At 36.2% G+C, this 21,368-nt stretch carries 22 protein-coding genes and 1 tRNA gene; 14 read left to right on the top strand and 9 right to left on the bottom strand.

Annotated features, from left to right (window positions below; all coding sequences use genetic code 11):
- Window positions 1-29: 29 nt before the first annotated feature.
- Entirely contained in the window at window positions 30-770 is a 741-nt protein-coding gene (locus H6F62_RS00645; protein WP_137906476.1) for a 2-phosphosulfolactate phosphatase family protein, read from the bottom strand.
- 533 nt (window positions 771-1,303) lie between these two features.
- Window positions 1,304-1,375: transfer RNA gene (locus H6F62_RS00640), tRNA-Gly, on the bottom strand.
- Between the two features lie 177 nt (window positions 1,376-1,552).
- Between H6F62_RS00640 and H6F62_RS00635 the strand changes: the two genes are divergently transcribed.
- The 5 genes from H6F62_RS00635 to H6F62_RS00615 all read left to right on the top strand — a co-directional run bounded on the left by H6F62_RS00635 (window position 1,553) and on the right by H6F62_RS00615 (window position 8,378).
- Window positions 1,553-2,992 (top strand): TM0106 family RecB-like putative nuclease, encoded by a 1,440-nt coding sequence (locus tag H6F62_RS00635; RefSeq protein WP_137906475.1) that lies wholly within the window; start codon window positions 1,553-1,555, stop codon window positions 2,990-2,992.
- 50 nt (window positions 2,993-3,042) lie between these two features.
- Window positions 3,043-4,212, top strand: a complete 1,170-nt coding sequence (locus H6F62_RS00630; RefSeq protein ID WP_190371076.1) for an esterase-like activity of phytase family protein — start codon at window positions 3,043-3,045, stop codon at window positions 4,210-4,212.
- A gap of 50 nt (window positions 4,213-4,262) precedes the next feature.
- The gene (locus H6F62_RS00625) at window positions 4,263-5,492 is read left to right on the top strand and encodes a hypothetical protein (RefSeq protein WP_137906473.1); all 1,230 of its coding nucleotides are present in this window, start codon (window positions 4,263-4,265) and stop codon (window positions 5,490-5,492) included.
- Between the two features lie 235 nt (window positions 5,493-5,727).
- The gene (gene nblS / locus H6F62_RS00620; RefSeq protein ID WP_137906538.1) at window positions 5,728-7,698 is read left to right on the top strand and encodes a two-component system sensor histidine kinase NblS; all 1,971 of its coding nucleotides are present in this window, start codon (window positions 5,728-5,730) and stop codon (window positions 7,696-7,698) included.
- Window positions 7,699-7,868: 170 nt separating this feature from the next.
- The gene (locus tag H6F62_RS00615; protein ID WP_137906472.1) at window positions 7,869-8,378 is read left to right on the top strand and encodes a hypothetical protein; all 510 of its coding nucleotides are present in this window, start codon (window positions 7,869-7,871) and stop codon (window positions 8,376-8,378) included.
- Between the two features lie 55 nt (window positions 8,379-8,433).
- On the opposite strand, the gene H6F62_RS00610 is transcribed toward H6F62_RS00615, so the two are convergent.
- Window positions 8,434-9,321 (bottom strand): alpha/beta hydrolase, encoded by an 888-nt coding sequence (locus H6F62_RS00610; protein ID WP_137906471.1) that lies wholly within the window; start codon window positions 9,319-9,321, stop codon window positions 8,434-8,436.
- Between the two features lie 142 nt (window positions 9,322-9,463).
- Here H6F62_RS00610 and H6F62_RS00605 point away from each other — a divergent pair, with 142 nt between their 5' ends.
- The 5 genes from H6F62_RS00605 (at window position 9,464) to H6F62_RS00585 (ending at window position 14,165) form a co-directional block, all read left to right on the top strand.
- On the top strand, window positions 9,464-9,775 hold the full coding sequence (locus H6F62_RS00605) for a carbon dioxide-concentrating mechanism protein CcmK (protein ID WP_137906470.1): 312 nt from the start codon (window positions 9,464-9,466) through the stop codon (window positions 9,773-9,775).
- A gap of 88 nt (window positions 9,776-9,863) precedes the next feature.
- Window positions 9,864-10,214, top strand: coding sequence for a carbon dioxide-concentrating mechanism protein CcmK (locus tag H6F62_RS00600; RefSeq protein WP_137906469.1), 351 nt, complete (start codon window positions 9,864-9,866; stop codon window positions 10,212-10,214).
- Between the two features lie 408 nt (window positions 10,215-10,622).
- Window positions 10,623-11,762, top strand: coding sequence for a HetZ-related protein 2 (locus H6F62_RS00595; RefSeq protein WP_137906468.1), 1,140 nt, complete (start codon window positions 10,623-10,625; stop codon window positions 11,760-11,762).
- 485 nt (window positions 11,763-12,247) lie between these two features.
- Window positions 12,248-13,174: a class I SAM-dependent methyltransferase gene (locus H6F62_RS00590; RefSeq protein ID WP_137906467.1), complete on the top strand. Its 927-nt coding sequence runs from the start codon at window positions 12,248-12,250 to the stop codon at window positions 13,172-13,174.
- The gene (locus tag H6F62_RS00585; RefSeq protein ID WP_190371075.1) at window positions 13,167-14,165 is read left to right on the top strand and encodes a PrsW family glutamic-type intramembrane protease; all 999 of its coding nucleotides are present in this window, start codon (window positions 13,167-13,169) and stop codon (window positions 14,163-14,165) included. The genes H6F62_RS00590 and H6F62_RS00585 overlap by 8 nt, the downstream gene beginning before the upstream one ends.
- A gap of 22 nt (window positions 14,166-14,187) precedes the next feature.
- On the opposite strand, the gene H6F62_RS00580 is transcribed toward H6F62_RS00585, so the two are convergent.
- The 4 genes from H6F62_RS00580 to H6F62_RS00565 form a co-directional block, all read right to left on the bottom strand.
- A complete protein-coding gene (locus H6F62_RS00580; protein ID WP_162501165.1) occupies window positions 14,188-14,349 on the bottom strand; it encodes a hypothetical protein in 162 nt (53 codons plus the stop codon).
- A gap of 355 nt (window positions 14,350-14,704) precedes the next feature.
- Window positions 14,705-15,730: a bifunctional riboflavin kinase/FAD synthetase gene (locus tag H6F62_RS00575; RefSeq protein ID WP_137906465.1), complete on the bottom strand. Its 1,026-nt coding sequence runs from the start codon at window positions 15,728-15,730 to the stop codon at window positions 14,705-14,707.
- 104 nt (window positions 15,731-15,834) lie between these two features.
- Complete coding sequence (gene rsmG / locus H6F62_RS00570; RefSeq protein ID WP_137906537.1) at window positions 15,835-16,569, bottom strand: 16S rRNA (guanine(527)-N(7))-methyltransferase RsmG; 735 nt, start codon at window positions 16,567-16,569, stop codon at window positions 15,835-15,837.
- A 189-nt stretch (window positions 16,570-16,758) separates the two neighbouring features.
- On the bottom strand, window positions 16,759-17,439 hold the full coding sequence (locus tag H6F62_RS00565) for an energy-coupling factor ABC transporter ATP-binding protein (protein ID WP_137906464.1): 681 nt from the start codon (window positions 17,437-17,439) through the stop codon (window positions 16,759-16,761).
- Window positions 17,440-17,559: 120 nt separating this feature from the next.
- Between H6F62_RS00565 and H6F62_RS00560 the strand changes: the two genes are divergently transcribed.
- From H6F62_RS00560 to H6F62_RS00545, 4 genes are all read left to right on the top strand, one after another.
- Window positions 17,560-18,483 (top strand): Sll0314/Alr1548 family TPR repeat-containing protein, encoded by a 924-nt coding sequence (locus tag H6F62_RS00560; RefSeq protein WP_190371074.1) that lies wholly within the window; start codon window positions 17,560-17,562, stop codon window positions 18,481-18,483.
- A gap of 74 nt (window positions 18,484-18,557) precedes the next feature.
- Window positions 18,558-19,016 (top strand): DUF3531 family protein, encoded by a 459-nt coding sequence (locus H6F62_RS00555; RefSeq protein ID WP_137906536.1) that lies wholly within the window; start codon window positions 18,558-18,560, stop codon window positions 19,014-19,016.
- Window positions 19,017-19,024: 8 nt separating this feature from the next.
- Window positions 19,025-19,456 carry an NUDIX domain-containing protein gene (locus H6F62_RS00550; protein WP_137906462.1) on the top strand — a complete coding sequence of 144 codons (432 nt, stop codon included), beginning with the start codon at window positions 19,025-19,027 and terminating at the stop codon, window positions 19,454-19,456.
- 146 nt (window positions 19,457-19,602) lie between these two features.
- The gene (locus H6F62_RS00545; RefSeq protein WP_137906461.1) at window positions 19,603-20,190 is read left to right on the top strand and encodes a Uma2 family endonuclease; all 588 of its coding nucleotides are present in this window, start codon (window positions 19,603-19,605) and stop codon (window positions 20,188-20,190) included.
- A gap of 83 nt (window positions 20,191-20,273) precedes the next feature.
- Here H6F62_RS00545 and H6F62_RS00540 read toward each other — a convergent pair whose 3' ends face one another.
- Together H6F62_RS00540 and H6F62_RS00535 are read right to left on the bottom strand one after the other, a co-directional pair.
- Window positions 20,274-20,546 (bottom strand): cupin domain-containing protein, encoded by a 273-nt coding sequence (locus H6F62_RS00540; protein ID WP_190371073.1) that lies wholly within the window; start codon window positions 20,544-20,546, stop codon window positions 20,274-20,276.
- A 19-nt stretch (window positions 20,547-20,565) separates the two neighbouring features.
- The gene (locus tag H6F62_RS00535) at window positions 20,566-20,904 is read right to left on the bottom strand and encodes a Mo-dependent nitrogenase C-terminal domain-containing protein (protein ID WP_137906459.1); all 339 of its coding nucleotides are present in this window, start codon (window positions 20,902-20,904) and stop codon (window positions 20,566-20,568) included.
- Window positions 20,905-21,368: the final 464 nt, after the last annotated feature.

Below are 21,368 nucleotides of genomic sequence, written 5' to 3'. Positions count from 1 at the left end.
TTAATTCTTGAGAAAAAATAATTTTTCGGTTACTGATTCCAACTTTTTAAAACACCTGGTTCTTGCTGAATTGGCAAAACATCTAAAATGTCGGTTTGGGAACAATATTTCAGGTCTTCTAAACATTCCAAACGCAATAATCGTTGACCATGACTAGCTTGATGTAGTAGTCCTAATAAGTCATTTTGCCATTGGGAATAAAGACCGATTGCACCAATCAATTCATCATTACCACTGATTTCCTCCAGGGAAGAATTAGTTTTTTGCCAAATACTATGAGCGATCGCACCAGCACATACTGTATCCTCTAGAGAATAACTACCCTCCCAACCAGAACCAACAATCCAAACTGTTTCCGGTTGCTTTTCCAAGAGAAACTTCACCACCGCTGCCCGATTAATCAAAGCCGCTGCAAGAACAATGGGGGCGTTCTCTATCCTTTGTAAAGCCCTTGTACCATTCGTGGTACTAATAAATAACCGTCGTCCCGCCACTAAATCTGCTGTACAATCCAAGGGTGAGTTACCTAAGTCAAAACCAGCCACTTTAGCACCACCCCGTTCTCCGGCTCTTAATCGTTTTTCTGGAGGCCATGCTTCACTCACCGTCATGAGTTTATTTAAATCGCTGAAAACCTGCACAGCTTCACCTCCAGCGGCTAAAACTGTTGCCATTGTGCTAGTTGCCCGCAGAACATCAACAGCGATCGCGCATTCTGGTACTGTATCAATGGGGGTCAATTCGGGGGTGTGATATACGAATATCTTCACGTGCTGGCTATACCTACTTTATAATACTGTTGTCATATTCTACCCATTTGATGCCACTAATTGGTAATACTAAATTCTACCTCTTTACTAGTAAATAAATACTAATAAATCATCAAAAGCCTATTCAGTAAGCTTTTAAGCTTGGTATTGCATCTTATAATCGAAAATATAGAAAAATGGCAACAATGAAATCAGAGAAATAAGAGGAAATAAGAGGATGTTTTAACACTATGAGATATTCGGTTTCTGTTTCTAGCATTATTGAATTAGGGCGTTGCTGATTAAGAGTATGATTTTATTTCACGCAGAGGCGCTCCAGTCTCAGAGGGTAAGAGTTTCATTTTTTTGATTTTTCAATTTCATACCCCAATTCAGCAACGCCTGAATTAGTTGCGAAAATCAAAAATTCCCCTTCTCAAATTCTTACTCTTTGCGCCTCTGCGCCTTTGTGTGAGGTAAATTCATCCTTTTATTCACCAAGGCCTCAGTATTCTAATACTTTTTATCTGATCAAATCTGCTGTAATTATTAAAAGCGGGCGATGGGACTCGAACCCACGACGTTCACCATGGGAAGATGACATTCTACCACTGAATTACACCCGCATACAGTCTTCATGATACCATAATTTATCAGGAGATAGATCATAAATTTACATATTGTTACATATTGATCAATTCTCCAGTTTATCCATTAGCCACTCCCTTGGATCATGAAAAATATAATTAATTTTGCGGTTACAGGTACTTCCATATCCTCTAAATTATTGTTAATTTAAAAGGATGTTAATTAATGCTCAACTTTTACTACAATTTCAACGCTGTCAGCGACGTTCTTTTTTAGACACTCACGGTGATTATCATCAGCGAGATATTCGCAATGAGTTGGTATTAAAGTTACAACAAGACAAAAACCTGAATCATCAGCGAATAGTCACAAAATTAAGTTACTATGAGCCTGATTATCCTTCAGGAAATTGGCAAGCGGGAGCAGCGGCTACCGTAGAATTAATGCAGCGAGGTGTAAGTTATATTCATCATGGTGTACTATTAACCACTTACAATGAAAAATACACCTTACTTAGTCGCCCGGATTTACTTGTCAAACAGCCGGGAAAGTCTCGGTTTGGAAACTGGAACTATGTGCCGGTAAATATTGAATTGGGTAAACGTCCTAAACAGGAATATCAAGTAGTGATTGCTTTTCATGCCCAAGTTTTAGCCACGGTTCAGGGTATAATTTTGGAGAAAGCAGGGTTGATATTGCGAAATAAAGACAAAACACATTTGGTGGATTTAGATAAATGGATACCACAAATGTTGGATATTCTCACTGAATATACTCAAGTAATTGATTCTGTAAATCCGCCGGAAGTTTTTATTTCCCGGCAAAAATGTAACCTTTGTCATTGGTACAATCACTGTTATGGAATCGCTCAAGCTCAACAACACCTTTCTTTATTACCAGGTGTAACACCTATTCGCTACACACAACTACAAAATCTGGATATTACCAGTTTAGAAGCACTTGCTTGTACCCAGCCCAGCACCTTAGAAAACCTGACAGGGTTTGATAGTAATATAGCTGGTAAATTAGTTATTCAAGCCCAATCTGTGTTAACTAAACAACCTTTAACCCTTCCTGATCCTTGTTCTCCAGAATATCTGACTTTTGTAGCCCCCATTGAACTTTATTTTGATATTGAAGCCCAGCCAGATTTAAATTTAAATTATCTTTTAGGTGTTTTAGTTGTGGATAGAATTGCCAACACTGAACGATTTTACTCCTTTTTAGCCGAAACACCAGATCAAGAACAATTAATTTGGCAGCAATTTTTAGCTTTAGTCAGTCAATATCCGCAAGCACCAATTTATCATTTTTGTGCTTATGAAGTGGATACAGTTCAACGCCTTGGGAAACTTTACCATACACCCTATAGCGAAATCCGTCCCGTCCTCAATCGGTTTATTGACATATATGAACAATTAACTCAAAGCTTAGTTTTGCCAATAGATAGTTACGCGTTAAAAACTATCGCTCGTTGGTTAGGTTTTGAATGGCGTGAACAGGAAGCTAATGGAGCTAAATGTATTTATTGGTATGATCAGTGGTTAGAAACAGGCGATCGCACGTTATTATCAATAATTCAAGAGTACAATGAAGATGACTGTCGCGCCACCCGTACCGTCAAAGATTGGCTAGTTAGTTTTTTTTCCAGGTGATTGTGGTAATGTGGTAATAAACCTATAAAAAATTTTACTTCTATTATTTTATGTTTATGATACGTCTCCCCAAGCCCCAGAAACTGTTCCTCGTGATCATTCTTATCGGTTCTTTCTTTAGTCATTTCCCCTCTCCCTCTTTAATCGTCAGTAGTGTAGAATTTATTGGAGAAGCCACCCTACCCACAGGCTTATCTTTCCAAAAAACTGAAATTGGTGGTTTATCGGGAATTACTTATGATGCTAAAAATAATTTATATTACGTAATTTCCGATGATACAGGAAGAAAAGCACCTCCTCGTTTTTATACATTTAAAATTGACCTTAGCGAAGGTAAATTAACTGATAATGGCGTTACTCCCGTAAATGTAACAAAATTATTAAATAAAAATAACCAACCATTCTTACCAGACACTAGTGATACGGAAGGAATTGCATTCACTAGCAAAAATACTATATTTGTCGCTTCTGAAGGAAATATATACAATCAAGTAAATCCCTTTATTGATGAATTTTCCCTGGCGTCTGGACAAACAATTAGTACCCTACCCATACCAGATAAATTTTTACCAGATCCACAAAAGAAAAAAGGTATCCGCAGTAACTTAGGTTTTGAGAGTCTCACCATAACACCTGATGAAAAATTTCTGTTTACAGCGACTGAAAACGCTTTAATTCAAGATGGTAAGGAAGCTAAAAGCGGTATTGGTACTTCTTGTCGGATTTTAGAATATAACCTCTTAACCAAGCAGCCAGAACGGGAATTTCTCTACCAGACGCAACCCGTCAAACCTTTCTTTAATCCCACTCGTAAATTTGCTAGTGGTTTATCAGATTTATTAGCACTTGATAATCAAGGACATTTTATCAGTATAGAAAGAAGTTTTACAGGTTTCGGATTTACAGTTTTCTTATTTCAGATTTCCTTAAACAAGGCTACGGATATTCGTAATTTCGAGAGCATTGCAAAAGTTGACACCTCTGAAATTAAACCAGTAGAGAAAGAACTATTATTAGATTTACGGAGATTAGATGTACCATTAGATAATATTGAAGGGTTAACCCTGGGAGCAAAATTACCCAACGGAGAACAATCACTAATTCTGATCAGCGATAATAACTTCAGAGGGTTACAGCAGACTCAAATTCTAGCCTTTAAACTCAAACCCGAACCACCACTGACTAGATTATTACGACGGTTGAGAATACTTAACCCATAACAGGGAACAATGTTAGAATAGAGGGTAATCATTGTTTATCTTGATAAATTATGCGGATCTTATTCAATCAAAAATTCAAAATTACAGCATTTATTACCACTTTATTGGTAGTTGGTTTCATGAATAAACAGCCAATTCAAAAACAACAGACTACAGAAAATTTATCATTGTCCCCAATAGTAGATTCTCCAATTGTAGGATTATCTAATAATTTATTGACTCAAAAACCATCTAATAAATCTATATTGTATTCAGTTATCAATGAATGGCAAAAATATCAATATAGTATAAATTCTAATCAGGTATTAACGACGGTAAAATTACCAAATAATCAAATAAATTTTCATCAGGGTGATTTATTATCCGTACTCACAAATACCAGAGAATATTTTGAGAAATATAGTTCAGAAGATCCAGATATTCAAAGAACGGGAATATTAATAACTCAAGGAGTTACCGTTAAAGATATTCTGAAAACATTAGATTTCATGATCACAGTTTTAGAAGAAGATATTGCTAACAATCACACAACTAGGTTACAAGATCCAAATTTTATTAACGCCAATTTTCGCGTGATTAAATGGTCAGCGCATAACCCAGAAAATCCTCAGCAGAAACAATTAAGAATTACAAAATATGCGGCTTTTATCCATCCTGGTTCTCGAGAAAAAACCTCTGAATATAATACACCAATTTATGCTCTTAAAGAAGAATTAAGCCAGGATAAATTTTACACTAATTATACAAAACAAGATGTTTTGTCAGGTATTTATGAACCAGGAGGTAAAGAATTTGGTAAAGTTAAACCTATTGCTTATTTAACCAGAAATGGTTTAGAAGCAGCACTAATGCAGGGAACAGTATTAGTTAATTTTACTGATGGAACTAAAGAATTTTTAAATGTAGATAAAAATAACGGAATGTCTTATATTCGGGGAGTAAAAGCAACTTCACAAAAGCGGTACTGGTATTTTAAAGAAGTTGATGCAATTAAAGGCTATGGATATAAAATAGAAGCCAAAATATCCATTAAACCAGGAGTAACATTTGCTGGAGATGTTCTGAATATTGGTTTAGGGAGAATAATTGTGATTGAAGATAATCAGAGTGGGAAAAAACGGTTAAAAATGGGCGTAATTGCGGATACAGGTGGAGCATTTTTACCAAACCTTTATCAACTTGATTTTTTAGCGGGAACTTTTGCGAGTGAAAAAGATTTTCAGCAGTACATTCATAAATTACCTGAATATACAAATGCTTATATTTTAGTAAAGAAGTGAAAAAGTGATATAGATCCCTGACTTTTCATAGAAATCGGGGATTTGAGTATTTAATGAAGCTAAACATCAGAGTTTTCGTGATTAGGCCAAAAACATAGTTAAATAAGGAAAGAAGAGGTAAAGGAAAAAGTATATTCTGTCCCCAGCCTCAATTCCTAGAAATTTCAGGAAATTAACCCTTGATTTTGAGTTTTTGGGATAGAAAACAAGGAACTACTAACAAGTGAATTTTAAAATGCTGGCTCTTTTCAGAAATTTCCGAGATGAATTTGCTTCAGGTGTATCAAAAGCGATCGCTAATTGGTGGTCAGAGTTCACGCTTCAGACCAAACTTCTGGCCGTCGCTACCTTGACGGTTTCCCTGGTCATGAGTGGTTTGACTTTCTGGGCTGTGAACACAATTCAACAAGATGCACGTTTTAATGATACCCGCTTTGGCCGTGATTTAGGGTTATTGTTAGCAGCTAATGTAGCTCCCCTAATTGCTGATCATAATTTGACTGAGGTAGCCCAATTTTCCGAACGCTTTTATAGCAGCACCACTAGCGTCCGCTATCTGCTTTACGCTGACGAAATTGGGAAAATTTTCTTTGGTATTCCTTTTTGGGAGCCAGAAGTGGAAGATTCCCTGAGTATTAAGCGCCGGATACAATTACCAGAAGATTATCCCGGTGATGAATATCAGCCTCTGGTTAGACAACATAATACTCCTGACGGGATAGTTACAGATGTATTTGTTCCCTTGATAGTCAATAAAAAATACTTAGGTCTGTTAGCGGTGGGTATTAATCCCAACCAAACCGCAGTCATATCCACTAATTTCACCCGTGATGTTACCCTGGCGGTTTTTATCACCATTTGGGTGATGGTAATTTTAGCGGGGGTAATTAATGCTTTAACTATTACTAAACCTATCAAAGAATTACTCGTAGGTGTCAAACAAATTGCTGCTGGTAATTTTAAACAACGCATAAATATACCATTAGGAGGTGAATTAGGTGAACTAATTCTTAGTTTTAATGAAATGGCCGAGCGTTTAGAAAGCTATGAAGAACAAAATATTGAAGAATTAACCGCAGAAAAAGCTAAGTTAGAAACCTTAGTTTCTACCATTGCTGATGGTGCAGTTTTGATTGATAATAATATGCAGGTAATATTAGTCAATCCCACGGCCAGACGTATTTTTAGTTGGGAAAATGTCAATGTTGTTGGTAATAATATTTTACGCCATCTACCCCAAAGTGTGCAAATGGAAATATCCCGGACTTTATATGAAATGGCTGCGGGTGAATGTGAAAGTGCTGAATTTCGTATCCCACTTAAACAACCAACTCAACGCACAGTTCGCATTCTTTTAACAACTGTTTTAAACCTACAACGGGAAAGTATTAAAGGTATCGCTATTACTGTCCAGGATATTACTCGTGAAGTAGAATTAAATGAAGCCAAAAGCCAATTTATTAGCAATATTTCCCACGAATTACGAACACCATTATTTAATATCAAAACCTATATTGAAACCTTACATGATTATGGCGAAGATTTGGGAATTGAAGAACGACAGGAATTTTTACAAACAGTTAATAATGAAACTGACAGACTTACCCGTTTGGTTAATGACGTTTTGGATTTATCAAAACTTGAATCTGGACGGACTTATAATTTTGATAAAGTAGATTTACCACAAGCACTAGAACAAACATTACGTACCTATCAACTTAATGCTAAAGATAAAGGTGTGGAATTATTCCAGGAATTAACTCCTAATTTACCTTTAGTTCTAGGAAATTACGATTTATTATTGCAAGTTTTTGGTAATTTAATTGGTAATGCTCTCAAATTTACTCCCGCAGGTGGTAAGGTAGTTATCAGAGCTTATCAACTAGATGATAATTCTAATTCTCATCATCAACCTGGTAAAGTGAGAATTGAAATCAGTGATACGGGAATTGGGATAGCCCCAGAAGATCAACAAGCGATTTTTGACCGCTTCTTTCGCGTGGAAAATAGGGTTCATACCTTGGAAGGAACAGGTTTAGGTTTATCAATTGTCAGAAATATTATTGACAGACATCACAGTCAAGTTAATTTAGTCAGTGAGGTTGGTATTGGTACTACTTTTTGGTTTGATTTAGAATTATTTGAGGAAGAAGTTTTATCAACTCTAGAAATCACTCCAGAAAACTTAGAAGTGAAGACAGTTTGATATTTAACCTTGCTGATACTCACAGTCATCATGATTTCAACCTGAAACCACTCTGTGTCAGATAAATCCAGATCAATTCATATTTATGGAAGAAGTTGGGTATCTATGTTTTTTTGTCACTTCCAGGTTTATACTGGAATAATAACGATATAATTGGAGTTCATAATCTCATGGCTAAAAAAAATATCTCTAATTTAACACAGGAAGAAAGCAAGAAATTTATACCCCTTCAAGGTGAACCAATAATTGAAATTATTGCTGAACCAGTATTAGAACCACAAATACAAACTCCTGAGACTCCCATTACCAGAATTAATCATCAGTCGGAACTAGAAGCAATTATAAAAGAATTGCAAAAAACCGTGGATACATTAAAACAAAAAGAATCTACTCTCATTCAGAAAATTAATGCTTTACAAATGGTAATTTCTGAAAAAAAAGCATTAACAGAACGCTTAACAGAAGAACTTTATGAAACGAAACAAACAGCATTACAATTAGCAGATTCTAATTCTCAGTTGTTAGAAGAAATCAAAGTTTTTAAACAACCTAGTCAACAAACTAGTCAAATTTCTAAATCCATTCAATACAAAAAATCCCATAGATCCATAGAAAGACTTCAAGAAAAACCAAATCAAGATAGTGAAGATTTTTCTAAAAATACTTGGTTATATGATTAAAATTAGGAATCACATCCCGGACTTCTTGAAGAAATCTGGGATCTTGTTAATCAGATTATTTCCGAAATTCTAACATAAGTTGACTGACAATTTCTGGTTGTTCTAAATGGGGAATATGCCCACAATTTTTAATCCAAATTAGCTGACTTTGAGGAATGGCTTTAGCGAATTTATTAGCGTCCCCAGTTCCTAAAATTTTATCACTATCACCCCATAAAATTAAGGTTGGTTGTGCAATTTTGGCCAGTTGTGGAAATTTAAAAGCACCATAACCGCCACTTTTCGTAAAAGCAATTAAAGCCTGAGTCCAATTCGGCATTTGTAAATGTAAGGCTCCGCAACATAAAGTATCCGCAGAGATTAGACTAGGATTTTTATAAGCAGTTCTACAAATGCGATCGCGTACCTTCGGATTTCGTAAAAATTTCGTAGCCCAATAATCCAAAGGAGGAAATATATACTTACTTAATGGGGAATTAGCTTTCAACCCCGCGCTATCAATTAACACCAGTTTTTTTACTGCTTCTGGATAAGTAAGGGTAAAATCTATAGCGGTCGCACCACCCATAGACGCACCCACCAAAATCACAGGCTGATTAATTAAGGTTTGCCAGAAAGAGAAAAGGTGAGTTTTAATTGATTCAGGACTATAAGTAATTCCCGGTAATCTATCCGTAAAGCCAAACCCTAATAAATCCACCGCCCAAACTTCATTATTTTCAGCTAGTAAAGGCAAAATTTGCCGATATTCAAGGACAGAACTATCAAAACCATGAATTAAGAAAATCGGTGTACCACCCTGACCTTGATGGACATAAGTAGTATCAGTAGTTGCATTTATACAGGGAATAGCGATCGCCTGACGTTGGATATTTTGGGCCAAAGCGATAGATGTGGTTTGTGTGAGTTGCCCAACTGCGGGGGGGAGAAAACTTGGAAACATAAAACCCAGTTTACATCAGCGCGTACCACTTGCAACAATACCCAGTAATTAATTAAAAAAGAAAATTTCCACAAAAATAAAAATCGGTACACAATCCTCGTAAAATAAGAATCAATTATCCCTAACGTAGGAGATTCAGCCCATGCCAATGGCAGTTGGCGTAATTGAAACATTAGGTTTTCCCTCGGTTTTAGCATCAGCAGATGCCATGGTCAAAGCAGCGGGTGTCACCATTGTGTACTATGGTATCGCCGAAGGTGGTCGCTTGATAGTTGCCGTCAGGGGACACGTTGCCGAAGTCCAAACAGCCGTGGCCGCAGGTATTACTGCGGGTGAAGAAATCTATGGTGGTCAGGTTATTACCCACTACATTATTCCCAACCCTCCGGAAAACGTAGAAACGGTCTTACCCATTCACTTCACATCGAAATCCGAACCTTTCCGTATTTTCTAAGTAAGTGCGCTATCAAAAATTGAAGTATTCCTTCATACAAATAATTTGTAGCCCTCCATAACTTTATATTCAAAACAGGAGATGAAAAATGTCATTACAGGCTGTCGGATCATTAGAAACTAAGGGTTTTCCCGCTGTACTCGCAGCAGCAGACGCAATGGTGAAAGCAGGACGAGTTACCCTAGTTGGTTATATCAGAGTTGGTAGCGCCCGGTTTACAGTTAACATTCGTGGTGACGTTTCCGAAGTGAAAGCCGCTATGGCTGCCGGTGTAGATGCTGTAGAAAAAGTTTATGGTGGTACTTTAGAATCTTGGGTAATTATTCCCCGTCCCCATGAAAACGTAGAGGCTGTATTGCCAATCGCTTATACAGCAGAAGTACAACAGTATAGAGATTCCGTAGAAAATCCCATCATTGCTGCCTCTAACAGGGGTTAATTTAATACTTTATCAATGGGTAAGGGGTAAGAGGATGAATGCAGTAGTCTAAATTAATACTGAAATCGGCCATAGTCAATCACGGCTACACAGATAAAACCTGCTTATGCAGGTTAGAAATCCTTGGTTTTTCATTAGTCCACCCAAGTGAAATTGGCTTGTGTAGTAGCGAATTATATTCGCTTTTAAAACATCCTCTCATAAACATCTAACGGTAAAGATTGTAGAGCCGAGAATCCCTAACAGAAGAACCTCTCTACATCCTTTACCGGCAATGTCTATTAAATCATCTATTCTTATCTGCGTTTATCTGCGGTCAATCACTCTAGAAATCTTATACATAATAAATTAGGAGTTATTAATTGCCACTAAATCGCCAAATCTAATTTCGAGGAGAGCAATATTGCTATGACACAAAATGGGGTAGATATAGCTGAATATTGGCAACAACGACTGGCTACAGACTGTCCAGAACAAAGTCAGGCTAATAGAGAAAGTATTATTTCCTGGCTGTTGGAAATAGATTTAAACCGGTTTAATTTACTTAACCCCAAAGAATTAGAAATTGCTAAACAAGCAATAGAATATCGGTGGCGAATTTTGCACAAACGCTATTTAGGAATGAGCAGAGAAAAGGCTTATTGTCAACTTATTAGTCGTTTGGGTAGCGTAGTTACGATTAGAAATAAAATTCAGTCTTGGATATCTCTAAGCAGAGATCGTCAACGTAGTGTTGTTGATGTACTTCAAGAAGTGCTTCAGGAATTATTACAAAGTGATTCCTATATTCAACAACAAATGAGCCAAATTAGCGCATTAACAACAGATAAAAGATTGCGAGATATGTTGTTATTTGCTAGTATTGAAGAATATTGTTTACGTCCAGTTCGGAATCAACCAATATTAATGTACAGGTTTGTTAATTACCTAAGAAGAATCCAGAGAGGGGGTTTAACACAAGTACCTACCAGTGAATTAGTGAGACTTGTTTCCGAGGAGATTATAGCAGAAAATAACGATAATCCTGTTAGCTTAATTGATAATCAAGCGATCGCACAATATCAAGAAATCCAATATCTAGAAGAACAACAAGCTAACCGTCAACTCGTACAAGAAGAATTTGCAGAATATTTATTAGCAAATATTGGACGACTAGCAGTAGATTGGTTGCAGTTATATCTGCAAGGTAAATCTCAAGAACAAATTGCCAAACAACTTAATAAACCTATTAAAGAAGTATATCGTCTGCGAGAAAAAATTAGTTATCATGCTGTGCGAATTTTTGCGATTAAAGGTCAACCAGAATTAGTAGATAACTGGCTTTCCACATCCTTAAAAGAAGATAACTTAGGGTTAACTGCAACAGAATGGCAACAACTTGAAGAACAATTAACCCCTTTAGCCCAGCAAGTTCTCAACCTGTGTAAAGCTGGTAATTCCATAGAAGAAATAGCCCAAAAACTACAACGTAAAACCCATCAAGTTCTAAGTGAATGGACTAAAATCTATCTTGCAGCCCAAAAGCTGAGAAGTAATAATCATCCTTAAAAATCAAGAATTTCTGGTGTAACCTTATTTCCTTATTTCTTTATTTCCTTACTGTTCATGCCTTTGCGTCTTTGCGTGAGACAAATTCATACCTTCATTCACCAACACGTAAATTAAAGGTTTATTAAATTACAACCACTTTGATAATATTTCAAGATAATATTTCAAGATAATATTTCAAGATAATATTTCAAGATAATATTTCAAGATAATATAGGAATCCGGTTTGATTCTGTGAATTTACTTGTGTGGTCAGGGAACAGGGAACTCTTAACAGGGAACTCTTAACAGGGAACTCTTAACAGGGAACAGGGAACTCTTAACAGGGAACAGAAAAGACAGAATTGATACCTACTGAGTCTTGTATGGCTACGCCACGCAAGCTATCAAAAATCAAATATTATTCCTATATTTCAAGTAAGTATTGAATTTCATCAAATCCTTAGGCTTTAATGTATGTAAAGGCTACTTACCAAAATTGATTTATGACAACTACCATCAACAATGCCCCTGATTTAGCTTCTCGCTTCATTAATGGCATTTTAGCGATTAAACCCCTAGCAAACCTGGCCAAACACCAAGCCCGACAAATGATGATTAAACGGGCAGAAAAAATAGGTGTACCCTGGACAGAGGAAGTAGAAAAACTGCAACAGCGTGACTGGGTAAAAGACTTATCAAAAGTTGAAAATCCCCAAATTCAAATTAATTACCCAGAATACTATTTGCGGCCATTTCATGCCTACGAACACGGAAATTTAAGTTGGCCAGCAGCTTTTGAATTAGAAGTGGCTGCTCGCACCGTTCATGCTAGTATCTGGACTGAAGCCGGTTCTCAAGGTGACACTAAACTGCGTCAAAGTTACCACAATATTCTCAAAGAAAAAATTTATCCCCAACCACAAAATATATTAGACTTAGGATGTGCGGTGGGATTAAGTACCTTTGCCTTACAATCAGCTTATCCCCAAGCCAAAATTACCGGTTTAGACTTATCTCCTTACTTCTTAGCTGTAGCTAATTATCGTAGTCAAGAACGTCAAACTCAAATTAACTGGGTTCACGCTCAAGCAGAATCTACAGGATTTACAGATGCTACCTTTGATTTAGTTTCTATTTGTCTGATGTGTCATGAATTACCACAATCAGCAAACTACAGGATTTTTACTGAAGCTAGACGTATCTTACGTCCAGGTGGCCACTTAGCAATTATGGACATGAACCCCAAAGCAGAAAATTACAAAAAAATGCCACCTTATATTTTGACACTGCTCAAAAGCACCGAACCTTATTTAGACGAATATTTTAGTTTGGACATTGAACAGGCTTTAATTAAGTCCGGCTTTAACGCTCCTACTATTACTAGCAATAGTCCCCGTCATCGTACTGTAATTGCTCAGGTGAGTGGATAATTTATTACTAGTGCTATGGGCAGTGATTCCCCCCTTACTGTTTTTGTGGTTCTACTACCGCAGAACCCCGGCTGCCCCACCTGTGTTAAATTTACTCATATTGTTCATTATTGGCGCTATATCTGGTTTTGTGGCTCTTGGGCTGGAATTTGCCCTGGAAAACACTGCTAACTGGCTTTTAAACTGGCAACAGATACAGCGTCATTTTTTTGGTGTAATTTTTCGGCAAATATTAGCAATAGCACCAATTGAGGAAAGTTGTAAATTAGTAGCAGTTATTCTGCCCATTTGCTATTTACAACGTCAGTATTATTTGCGATGTACTACCGTATTTTTGTTTACCATAGCAGTAGCGTTAGGGTTTGCAGCAGAAGAAACCTGGATTTATCTATTTAATGGTACATCCTCAATTTTAGAAAGGACTATTGGTACACCAGTTCATGTGATGTTTTCCGCTCCTTGGGGTTACGCTTTGGCGGTATATTTTGGTACTAAACCAAGGTGCGATCAAGATCGGAATTTGATTTTTACCGCTTGGTTAAATTCTGTCTTTTTTCATGCTTTAGTTAATATTTTATCTATTGCTGGCAGGTTTCCACAGCCCTTATACTTACTTACTTATGGTTTATTTCCCTTGCTGTTATGGATGTTTTGGAGGTGGGAAAAATTACTGAGAAAATTACAGGGTAAACGTCCTTTAGTGTTAATTGGTGGACATAGATCCTCAGTGCGTAAGTGGCAAAAGGGTTTAGTATTATTAATGTTTTTATTGGGTGGAAATTCTATATTTAGGTTTTTAATTTTGTATAGAAAAATTAGCCCTTTGCGGTGGGAACTTTGGTTTGAACCGGCAATTTTTTGGTTTATAATTAGGGATATTACGCTCAATCTCTGTTTAGGAGTTTTAGCTTGGTTAATTTATCGGTATTTACGGAATTTAGTGCGTCCTGAGTACTTTTTAAATCATCAATACTTTATACGTAAGTCCTGAATAAATTTATTATAACCATTTCTCACTGGGGGGAAATGTAGAAGGTTTGTTTCTGAGTTTGGACTAAAAACTTGTTTAATAGTTTAGCCTTTCCTACAGTATTACCACGTAAAAATTCTAATCTAGCATGAGAATTAAAAATTTCTGAAGTTGCTAAACCACCGACACAAGGAGAGGAAAGCAAAAAACAGCTTTTTGGAAATGGTTTTACTTTTAAATATATTATTCAATCACAGATTTTATAATTAATTTCAAAAAGTTTAAAACCATGATCTTCTTCTAAAAATTTTTTCGCAAGTGCTATATAATAGAAATACTTTTTGGGAGGTTATACCTCCCATGATATTTGATATTAAATAAGCGGTTTTTTATTTGTAGATGCACTTTTTACCTTTCTTATTACAGCAATTTTAATGTACTTGTACCACACTTTTGTTTTTATATTCCTTTCTTCCTTTGCGTAAGATTTTCAAACTTGGTTCATTTACTTAAAAATCGCTGTAATGTTTAAGTTGACATTAAAAATTCCCCGCGCAATATTAAGAATTAAAAATTGCTTGAGCTGCTGTACAATCAAGTTGAATTTGATCTTTCAGCGCTTCCAAAGAGGGAAATTTCTGTTCAGGACGCAAAAATTTTACTAGTTGTATCTCTAAAATTTTTCCGTATAAATCACCAGACCAATTTAAAAAATGTACTTCTACACGAGTATCTATACCATTAACTGTGGGACGGTTCCCGATATTCATTACCCCTAATTGCGGAATAGAGTCTGTATCTGGAGTTTCGTTATGAATCATCACCTCCACAGCATAAACACCATGACGAGGTAAAAATTTATCCTTTGGTAGTTGGATATTCGCCGTAGGAAAGCCGATAGTTCTACCTAATTTCTGACCTGTTACTACTTCACCCGTAAGAGTATAAGGTCTTCCCAGTAGACGATTTGCTTTAGGAATATCACCTACTTCTAAACTTTCCCTAATTAAGGATGTACTGATACGAGTATCATCTGTTGTGGACAAGCTGTCTGTATCATTTTTTATAGGAACTATGGTCACGGGTATATTGTATTTAGCTGCGAGTATTTGCAAATCCTGGGCTGTACCCATACGCTTTTTGCCAAAACAGAAATCTTGGCCAACGCTAATTTGTTGACATTGGAGTTGTTGAACCAGAATTTTATCCACAAATTCCTCCGGGGAAAGAGCGGACAATTCTCTATCAAAAGGTAATAATACCAATTGTTCTACCCCAAGCGATCGCAATTGTTGCACTTTTTCATCCAGTGGTGTTAATAAATCACGGGGTTGTCCTGTAAAAAACTCATGGGGGTGGGGATCAAAAGTAACAACGGTTGAGTAAGGGCGCGGATTTTTTCGGTCTGGGTCGGTTGAATTTTCCCCACTTTTACCCCATACTGACTGCAATACTGGCTGAATTACTCTTTGATGACCAAGATGAACACCATCAAATTTACCAAGAGCAACAGCGGTTGGTGTCAGCAGCCTTTCTGTTGAAGAAGCAACCCATACAGAACACCCATTTTGAGACAAATTTAACACTTAGATTTTGGGAATTTTAGGTTTATTGTCGCTGTTAGCGTTGAGTCTCTCACGCTATTAGATATCTAATCACTAATCTAATCTAAAATCGAGAAATTCGCTGATTAAATTGGTTTTTGACTGGGTATACCAACCCCACGGGGAAAACTAATTGGTGTGTTGGTGACTTTTCGCAAATAAAGGCAATGACGCATACTATTACTCCAAGGAGTAGAAAATTCTTCAATTAATTCAACTGCTCCACCTAATTGTTCAACAGCAGTTTCTAAACTTTCATTTTCTGCTTCGCTCCAACTACCCCGATAAATTATCGCCAAACCGCCTTTTCTGACTAATGGTAAACTATATTCAGCACAAACAGAAACATTTCCCACAGCCCGAATCACAGCGACATCATAATTTTGTCTGTGTTCATACTGTTGACCAATTTCTTCCGCTCTCCCAAGTAAAGTTTTAGCATTATTGAGAGTAAGTGCTGATAAAACTGTCTCAATAAAAGCAATTTTCTTACCCGTAGAATCTAAAAGTGTAACTTGAGAATTGGGAAAAATTAGAGCAATTGGTAAACCAGGAAAACCTGCACCTGTACCAATATCAATTATCCGTTTTCCCCTGTCAATACCGGGAATAAATATTTGTTTTGGTGCAATTCCTCGCAAGGAATCCCAAAGATGTTTCTCCCAAAATTCTTCAGGTTCAGTAATGCGAGTTAAGTTAATTTGGCGATTTCCCGCAATGATTAATTGATAAAGTTGTTGAAATTGGTTTTCTTGTAGATTTGTCGGTTGCCAATTTAGGGTCTTTTCCCATATTTCCGCCATTTTCGGTAAATTAGCGATAGATAAAGGTTCTATATCCATTATTGAAAATCACTTTTTCCCATTAATTTTAGCCAATTTTTACTTGAACATTGATATCAAATTCATCTGCGTTTATCTGCGGTTAAATTCCCTATTTCTTGACAAAATATGAATTAAATGAACCACGAAGACGCAAAGAAGGAAGAACAACGAAGAAGAAAGTTAATATTAATCTGGTAAATTAGTCACTACTCCTTGTGTTTTATTTCCCAAAGTTGTCGGCTCAACTGATTTTAAAATACCATGATCTAATGTCCAACAATAATCAGCTATTGGTAACATATCACTGGCATCATGTGTTACAATTAACAATGTCCAATCTTTTTTCAGTTTAGCTAATAAGTTTACCAGTTGACGACGCATAGACCAGTCTAAACCGGCTGTGGGTTCATCTAATAGCAATAAGTTCGGCTGACGAATTAATTGGACTGCTAAAGCTAACCGTCTTTGTTGTCCACCGCTTAAATTAGTAGGAGATACAGATAAAGATAAATTATTTAATCCAACTTCTGTTAATGCTTGTTTAACCTGTTCTAATCCTAGTTCAGGATGTCCTAAGCGCAACTCTTCTAAAATTGTCCCCCCGCAAAAGTGTCGTTCTGGAAATTGAAATACTAAACCTGCTAATTGTTGCAGTTGTTCAGCTATGAGTCCCTGCTCTCGCCAAAAAACCCCACCAGTGCTAGGATCAGCTAGTCCAGATAGAATTTCTAATAAGGTGCTTTTCCCTGAACCGCTAGGTCCAATTATTAAACCCAGTTTCTGGGGTGGTAATTCTAAGTTAATGGCTTGGAGAATTGCTTTGGGGCAAGCCGTGGGGTGATAAGTTAGATTTCTAAGATAGAGCATCTGTTAAGATTACCAAGTTAGGGTAAATTTTGGTGGCAATAGACGTAATTTATAATTCACTGTTTTGCATTTTAGGTAATAGATAAAACAATTTCAACCGTAATTATTCCCGTGATGACGATGTTAAAACATTTCTTAATTCCTCAATTCATCATATCTTGGCGATTTCCTATATTTTTAAAAGTGACTGTTACTACTTCAATTCTTTTAAATCTATTTGTAAATCCCTCCTTTGCTGCTGATCCATTTCGGACTCAAGAAACTCGTAAAATTGGTGATAATACGGAATTTGTTTTTAAGGCGATTTTCCAAGAGGGAAATTACCCAAAAGCTAAAAAATCCTTACAAGCAGCTATTTCTAGCGAACCCAATGAACCCTTAATTTATGTGATTCAGGCTGGTTTAGCTTATAGAGATCAAGATTGGGCAAGTTTAGAAAACTACAGTCAAAAAACTCTGGAAACTGCACAAAATCTTATTTCTAGTGATCCATTACGTGGTAATTTATACATTGCTGCCAGTCATTTTTTAGAGGGGGCGCTAATTCTCGGTCGAGAAGGGACTATCAATGGTGCTGGACCTGCTTTTAGTCGCTTACGAAAAGTATATACATATTTTGACAGAGCGGAAGAAATTTCTGCCAATGATCCAGAGTTAAACTTAATTCGCGGCTATATGGATTTAATGTTAGCTGTAAATTTGCCTTTTACCAGTCCAGATGATGCAATTGAACGGTTGCAAAAAAATGCGGCACCTGGTTATTTAGTAGATAGGGGTATTGCTTTAGCTTATCGAGATTTGAAACAATATTCTCAGGCTTTAGATTATGTCAACCGCGCTTTAAAAACAACTGCTGACAACCCAGAAATTTACTATCTAAAAGCTCAAATTCTTCAGGAAAAAGGAAAAAGGGAAAAAAGTCAGGATTTGATTAAGGAAGGAATAGTTTATTTTGACAAAGCATTAGCCAAAAAATCTCAACTTCCTGTTAATTTAGTCGAACAAATTGAATATGAACGCAGTCAAGCTGTTAGTAGTTATTAGTTATTAGTTATTGGCAAGAATTTCTTACCCATTACCCATTACCCATTACCCATTACCCATTACCCATTACAAAAATGCAAATTCAATTCCGCGAGTTTAATCCTTTTGATGTCTGGATTTGGTTGAAGTTTAGCACCATTCCCTCTCTGCAAGAAAAAAAATATGTAGAAGAAGTATTTAATTCCTGGTTTTATTTAGGTAAATTGGGGGGATTTAATGCGGAAAATCTGCAAATACAAGATACAGGAATTGATATCAGCTATATGAATTATGATGCAAAAGGCTATGATAAAAGCTTACTGGCTTTGATGCACAATATGGGTGAATTTGAATATGAAGGAGAATGGATGCGTTGTTGGTTTGATTTGGGAACAAGTGATGCGATCGCTTTAGACATTCTGATCAACGCATTAACACAACTAACTCAAGAATATGTCGCTATCGAAGAACTATACCTTGGTGGTGAAAATTCAGATTGGCCTATAGAAAATAGTGAAAGTCACCCCGATTCAATCTACGATCATTATAATTAATTACTATCATGAATAAAGAAGGTCAAATTCGAGTAATTGTTTTAGCACTAATTCGAGATGGTAATAGAATCTTTGTTTCTGAAGGATATGATCCTACAAAACAATCAATCTTTTATCGCGCTTTAGGTGGTGGTGTAGAATTTGGTGAAACTAGCCGCATAGCTTTAATTAGAGAGTTTCAAGAAGAAATTCAAGCCGAATTAACCAATATTCGCTATCTAAGTTGTATCGAAAACCTATTTACTTTTAACGGTAAACAAGGACATGAAATCATTCAACTCTATGAATGCGATTTTGCAGATTCCAAATTTTACCAAATCGAAAGTTTAACTTTTTCAGAAACACCAGAACGTCAACATCGCGCATTATGGATAGATATTTCCCGGTTTAAATCTGGTGAATTGAGATTAGTTCCTGACGTATTTTTTGATTTTTTATAAACAGTTTTCTAAACCCACGCAGGTGGGTTTTGTCTCTGTAGACCCGGTTTCTAAACGCCTAATTTAGTCTAAATAATCAATTGAGTTGAGAAGTCGGGGATATTATTGCTATTTTAAAAATAAAGGTAAATAGGAGAAAGTTAATTATGACCTTACAATTAGCAAAACCACAGGTTAAAAATTTTCGCTTTAATATTTCTCAATACCATCAAATGAGTGAAGCCGGTATTTTGTCAGAAAATGATAAAGTAGAACTGATTAATGGAGAAATTATAGAAATGTCACCAATTGGTAGAAGACACGCAGCTTGTGTTGACAGAATTAATCGCTTATTCAGCAATATTCTGGGAATAAAAGTAATTGTTAGGGTACAAAATCCGATTCTCTTGAATAACTTATCTGAACCTGAACCAGATATCGCATTACTACAAACCCGTGCAGATTTTTATGAATCTGGACACCCCCAACCCCAAGATATATTCTTATTAATTGAAGTTGCAGATAGCAGTATTGAATATGATAGAGACGTAAAAATTCCTCTCTATGCTAGTAGTGGTATTACTGAAGTTTGGTTAGTTGATATTTATCAACAAGTAATTATTGTCTATCGCTACCCTAGTGAAAATGGTTATAGGGACATTCAAATACTAAGTCGCGGGGAAAAATTGTCAATTTTAGCATTCCCCGAAAATAATTTATTTGTAGATGATATTTTAGGATCAATGGTTTCATAGCAACCCGCTAAAAAATATCAAATTCCCATCTCTCAGATATTGATTATTTGGGTTGCATCAAAATTAGTAAAAATAAATTACAATTAATCAAAGCGATAATGTTTCCTGACATCGCTGATAATTTCCCAGACACAAGACATACCAGCAGGAAAAGTCACTAAATCTCCTTTACCCATTTGTACCGCTTGTCCTCCATGAGGAGTGACAATGACATTACCTGCTAAAAAGTAGCAAACTTCCTGATCATCGTAAGTCCAAGGAAACTTGGATATTTCCTTTTCCCAAATTGGCCAATTGAATACATCTAACTGATTGAGATGTGCAAGACTTGGTTGATGTTCGACTTTAATTTCCATGGCCTATTTAATGTTCTATTCAGCAGTAAGATTGAATGTCTTCTCCACACTTATCTACTAAATAACATAATGCACGAAAACGCAAGCCTACAAACTGGTCATACAGGGGGTTAAATTTGCATAAAGGGGGAATGTGGGCGATTTTGCGACCAAAAACCACGATATCACGCTCAAACGGACATTGGGCAGGAATAAGTTTAGCAATCAATTTAGCGACTTGACGATTATCAATTTCGATTTCATCCAGAAATTGACGTAATTTTTGCAATAAATTAAACTGATTTTTAGCTTGACGGTTTTGCTCCTCATGGTTAACAAAACTAGAGATAATCATTGGTTGACTATTGGTTTTCAGCATAGTTGTAAGTCCTCCGTAGATGAGATTGATGAAAATTTGCCTTGGTCATTTAGATGATAAATTGTCTTGGCAATTTGCACTGAACTTGAGGAACGGTAAAGTAGTTGAACTAATTTTTATTTAAACGGGCTTTATGTGGAATAACTGTTCCCCCCAATACAAAATAACAAAGAAAAGATAAAAGTGGTATAGCATTAGCTTATGGATTTCTGATATTCAATATAGTAATCTCATATATGAGATCCCAATAATAGTCTAAAAACTGCACAATAATCACCATATACATTGGCAATAACATGGACTTATACAGCTTTTACCCTTGCCAAGCCGCATAACCATGAGGAAACCATAACATTGATTGTAGGTTATGGAATGTCAAGAAAAATGTAATGTATGTTACATTACCCTAACTAAATTCTGAATACTGATAGCCTGTTAATATAGCAATCGTAAATGATAGTTGA

This window comes from Anabaena sp. FACHB-1391 (genome assembly GCF_014696755.1).
GTDB classification, from domain to species: domain Bacteria; phylum Cyanobacteriota; class Cyanobacteriia; order Cyanobacteriales; family Nostocaceae; genus Dolichospermum; species Dolichospermum planctonicum.
The sequence above is the reverse complement of the archived record's forward strand: the minus strand, read 5'-3'. Positions and strand labels throughout refer to the sequence as shown.

Excerpts from the sequence above, each read along its gene's own strand:
- H6F62_RS00635 (WP_137906475.1), top strand. The coding sequence starts at position 1,553 with ATGTTAATTAATGCTCAACTTTTACTACAATTTCAACGCTGTCAGCGA.
- H6F62_RS00630 (WP_190371076.1), top strand. The coding sequence starts at position 3,043 with ATGTTTATGATACGTCTCCCCAAGCCCCAGAAACTGTTCCTCGTGATC.
- H6F62_RS00625 (WP_137906473.1), top strand. The coding sequence starts at position 4,263 with ATGCGGATCTTATTCAATCAAAAATTCAAAATTACAGCATTTATTACC.
- nblS (WP_137906538.1), top strand. The coding sequence starts at position 5,728 with ATGCTGGCTCTTTTCAGAAATTTCCGAGATGAATTTGCTTCAGGTGTA.
- H6F62_RS00615 (WP_137906472.1), top strand. The coding sequence starts at position 7,869 with ATGGCTAAAAAAAATATCTCTAATTTAACACAGGAAGAAAGCAAGAAA.
- H6F62_RS00610 (WP_137906471.1), bottom strand. The coding sequence starts at position 9,321 with ATGTTTCCAAGTTTTCTCCCCCCCGCAGTTGGGCAACTCACACAAACC.
- H6F62_RS00605 (WP_137906470.1), top strand. The coding sequence starts at position 9,464 with ATGCCAATGGCAGTTGGCGTAATTGAAACATTAGGTTTTCCCTCGGTT.
- H6F62_RS00600 (WP_137906469.1), top strand. The coding sequence starts at position 9,864 with ATGTCATTACAGGCTGTCGGATCATTAGAAACTAAGGGTTTTCCCGCT.
- H6F62_RS00595 (WP_137906468.1), top strand. The coding sequence starts at position 10,623 with ATGACACAAAATGGGGTAGATATAGCTGAATATTGGCAACAACGACTG.
- H6F62_RS00590 (WP_137906467.1), top strand. The coding sequence starts at position 12,248 with ATGACAACTACCATCAACAATGCCCCTGATTTAGCTTCTCGCTTCATT.
- H6F62_RS00565 (WP_137906464.1), bottom strand. The coding sequence starts at position 17,439 with ATGCTCTATCTTAGAAATCTAACTTATCACCCCACGGCTTGCCCCAAA.
- H6F62_RS00560 (WP_190371074.1), top strand. The coding sequence starts at position 17,560 with ATGTTAAAACATTTCTTAATTCCTCAATTCATCATATCTTGGCGATTT.
- H6F62_RS00555 (WP_137906536.1), top strand. The coding sequence starts at position 18,558 with ATGCAAATTCAATTCCGCGAGTTTAATCCTTTTGATGTCTGGATTTGG.
- H6F62_RS00550 (WP_137906462.1), top strand. The coding sequence starts at position 19,025 with ATGAATAAAGAAGGTCAAATTCGAGTAATTGTTTTAGCACTAATTCGA.
- H6F62_RS00545 (WP_137906461.1), top strand. The coding sequence starts at position 19,603 with ATGACCTTACAATTAGCAAAACCACAGGTTAAAAATTTTCGCTTTAAT.
- H6F62_RS00540 (WP_190371073.1), bottom strand. The coding sequence starts at position 20,546 with ATGGAAATTAAAGTCGAACATCAACCAAGTCTTGCACATCTCAATCAG.
- H6F62_RS00535 (WP_137906459.1), bottom strand. The coding sequence starts at position 20,904 with ATGCTGAAAACCAATAGTCAACCAATGATTATCTCTAGTTTTGTTAAC.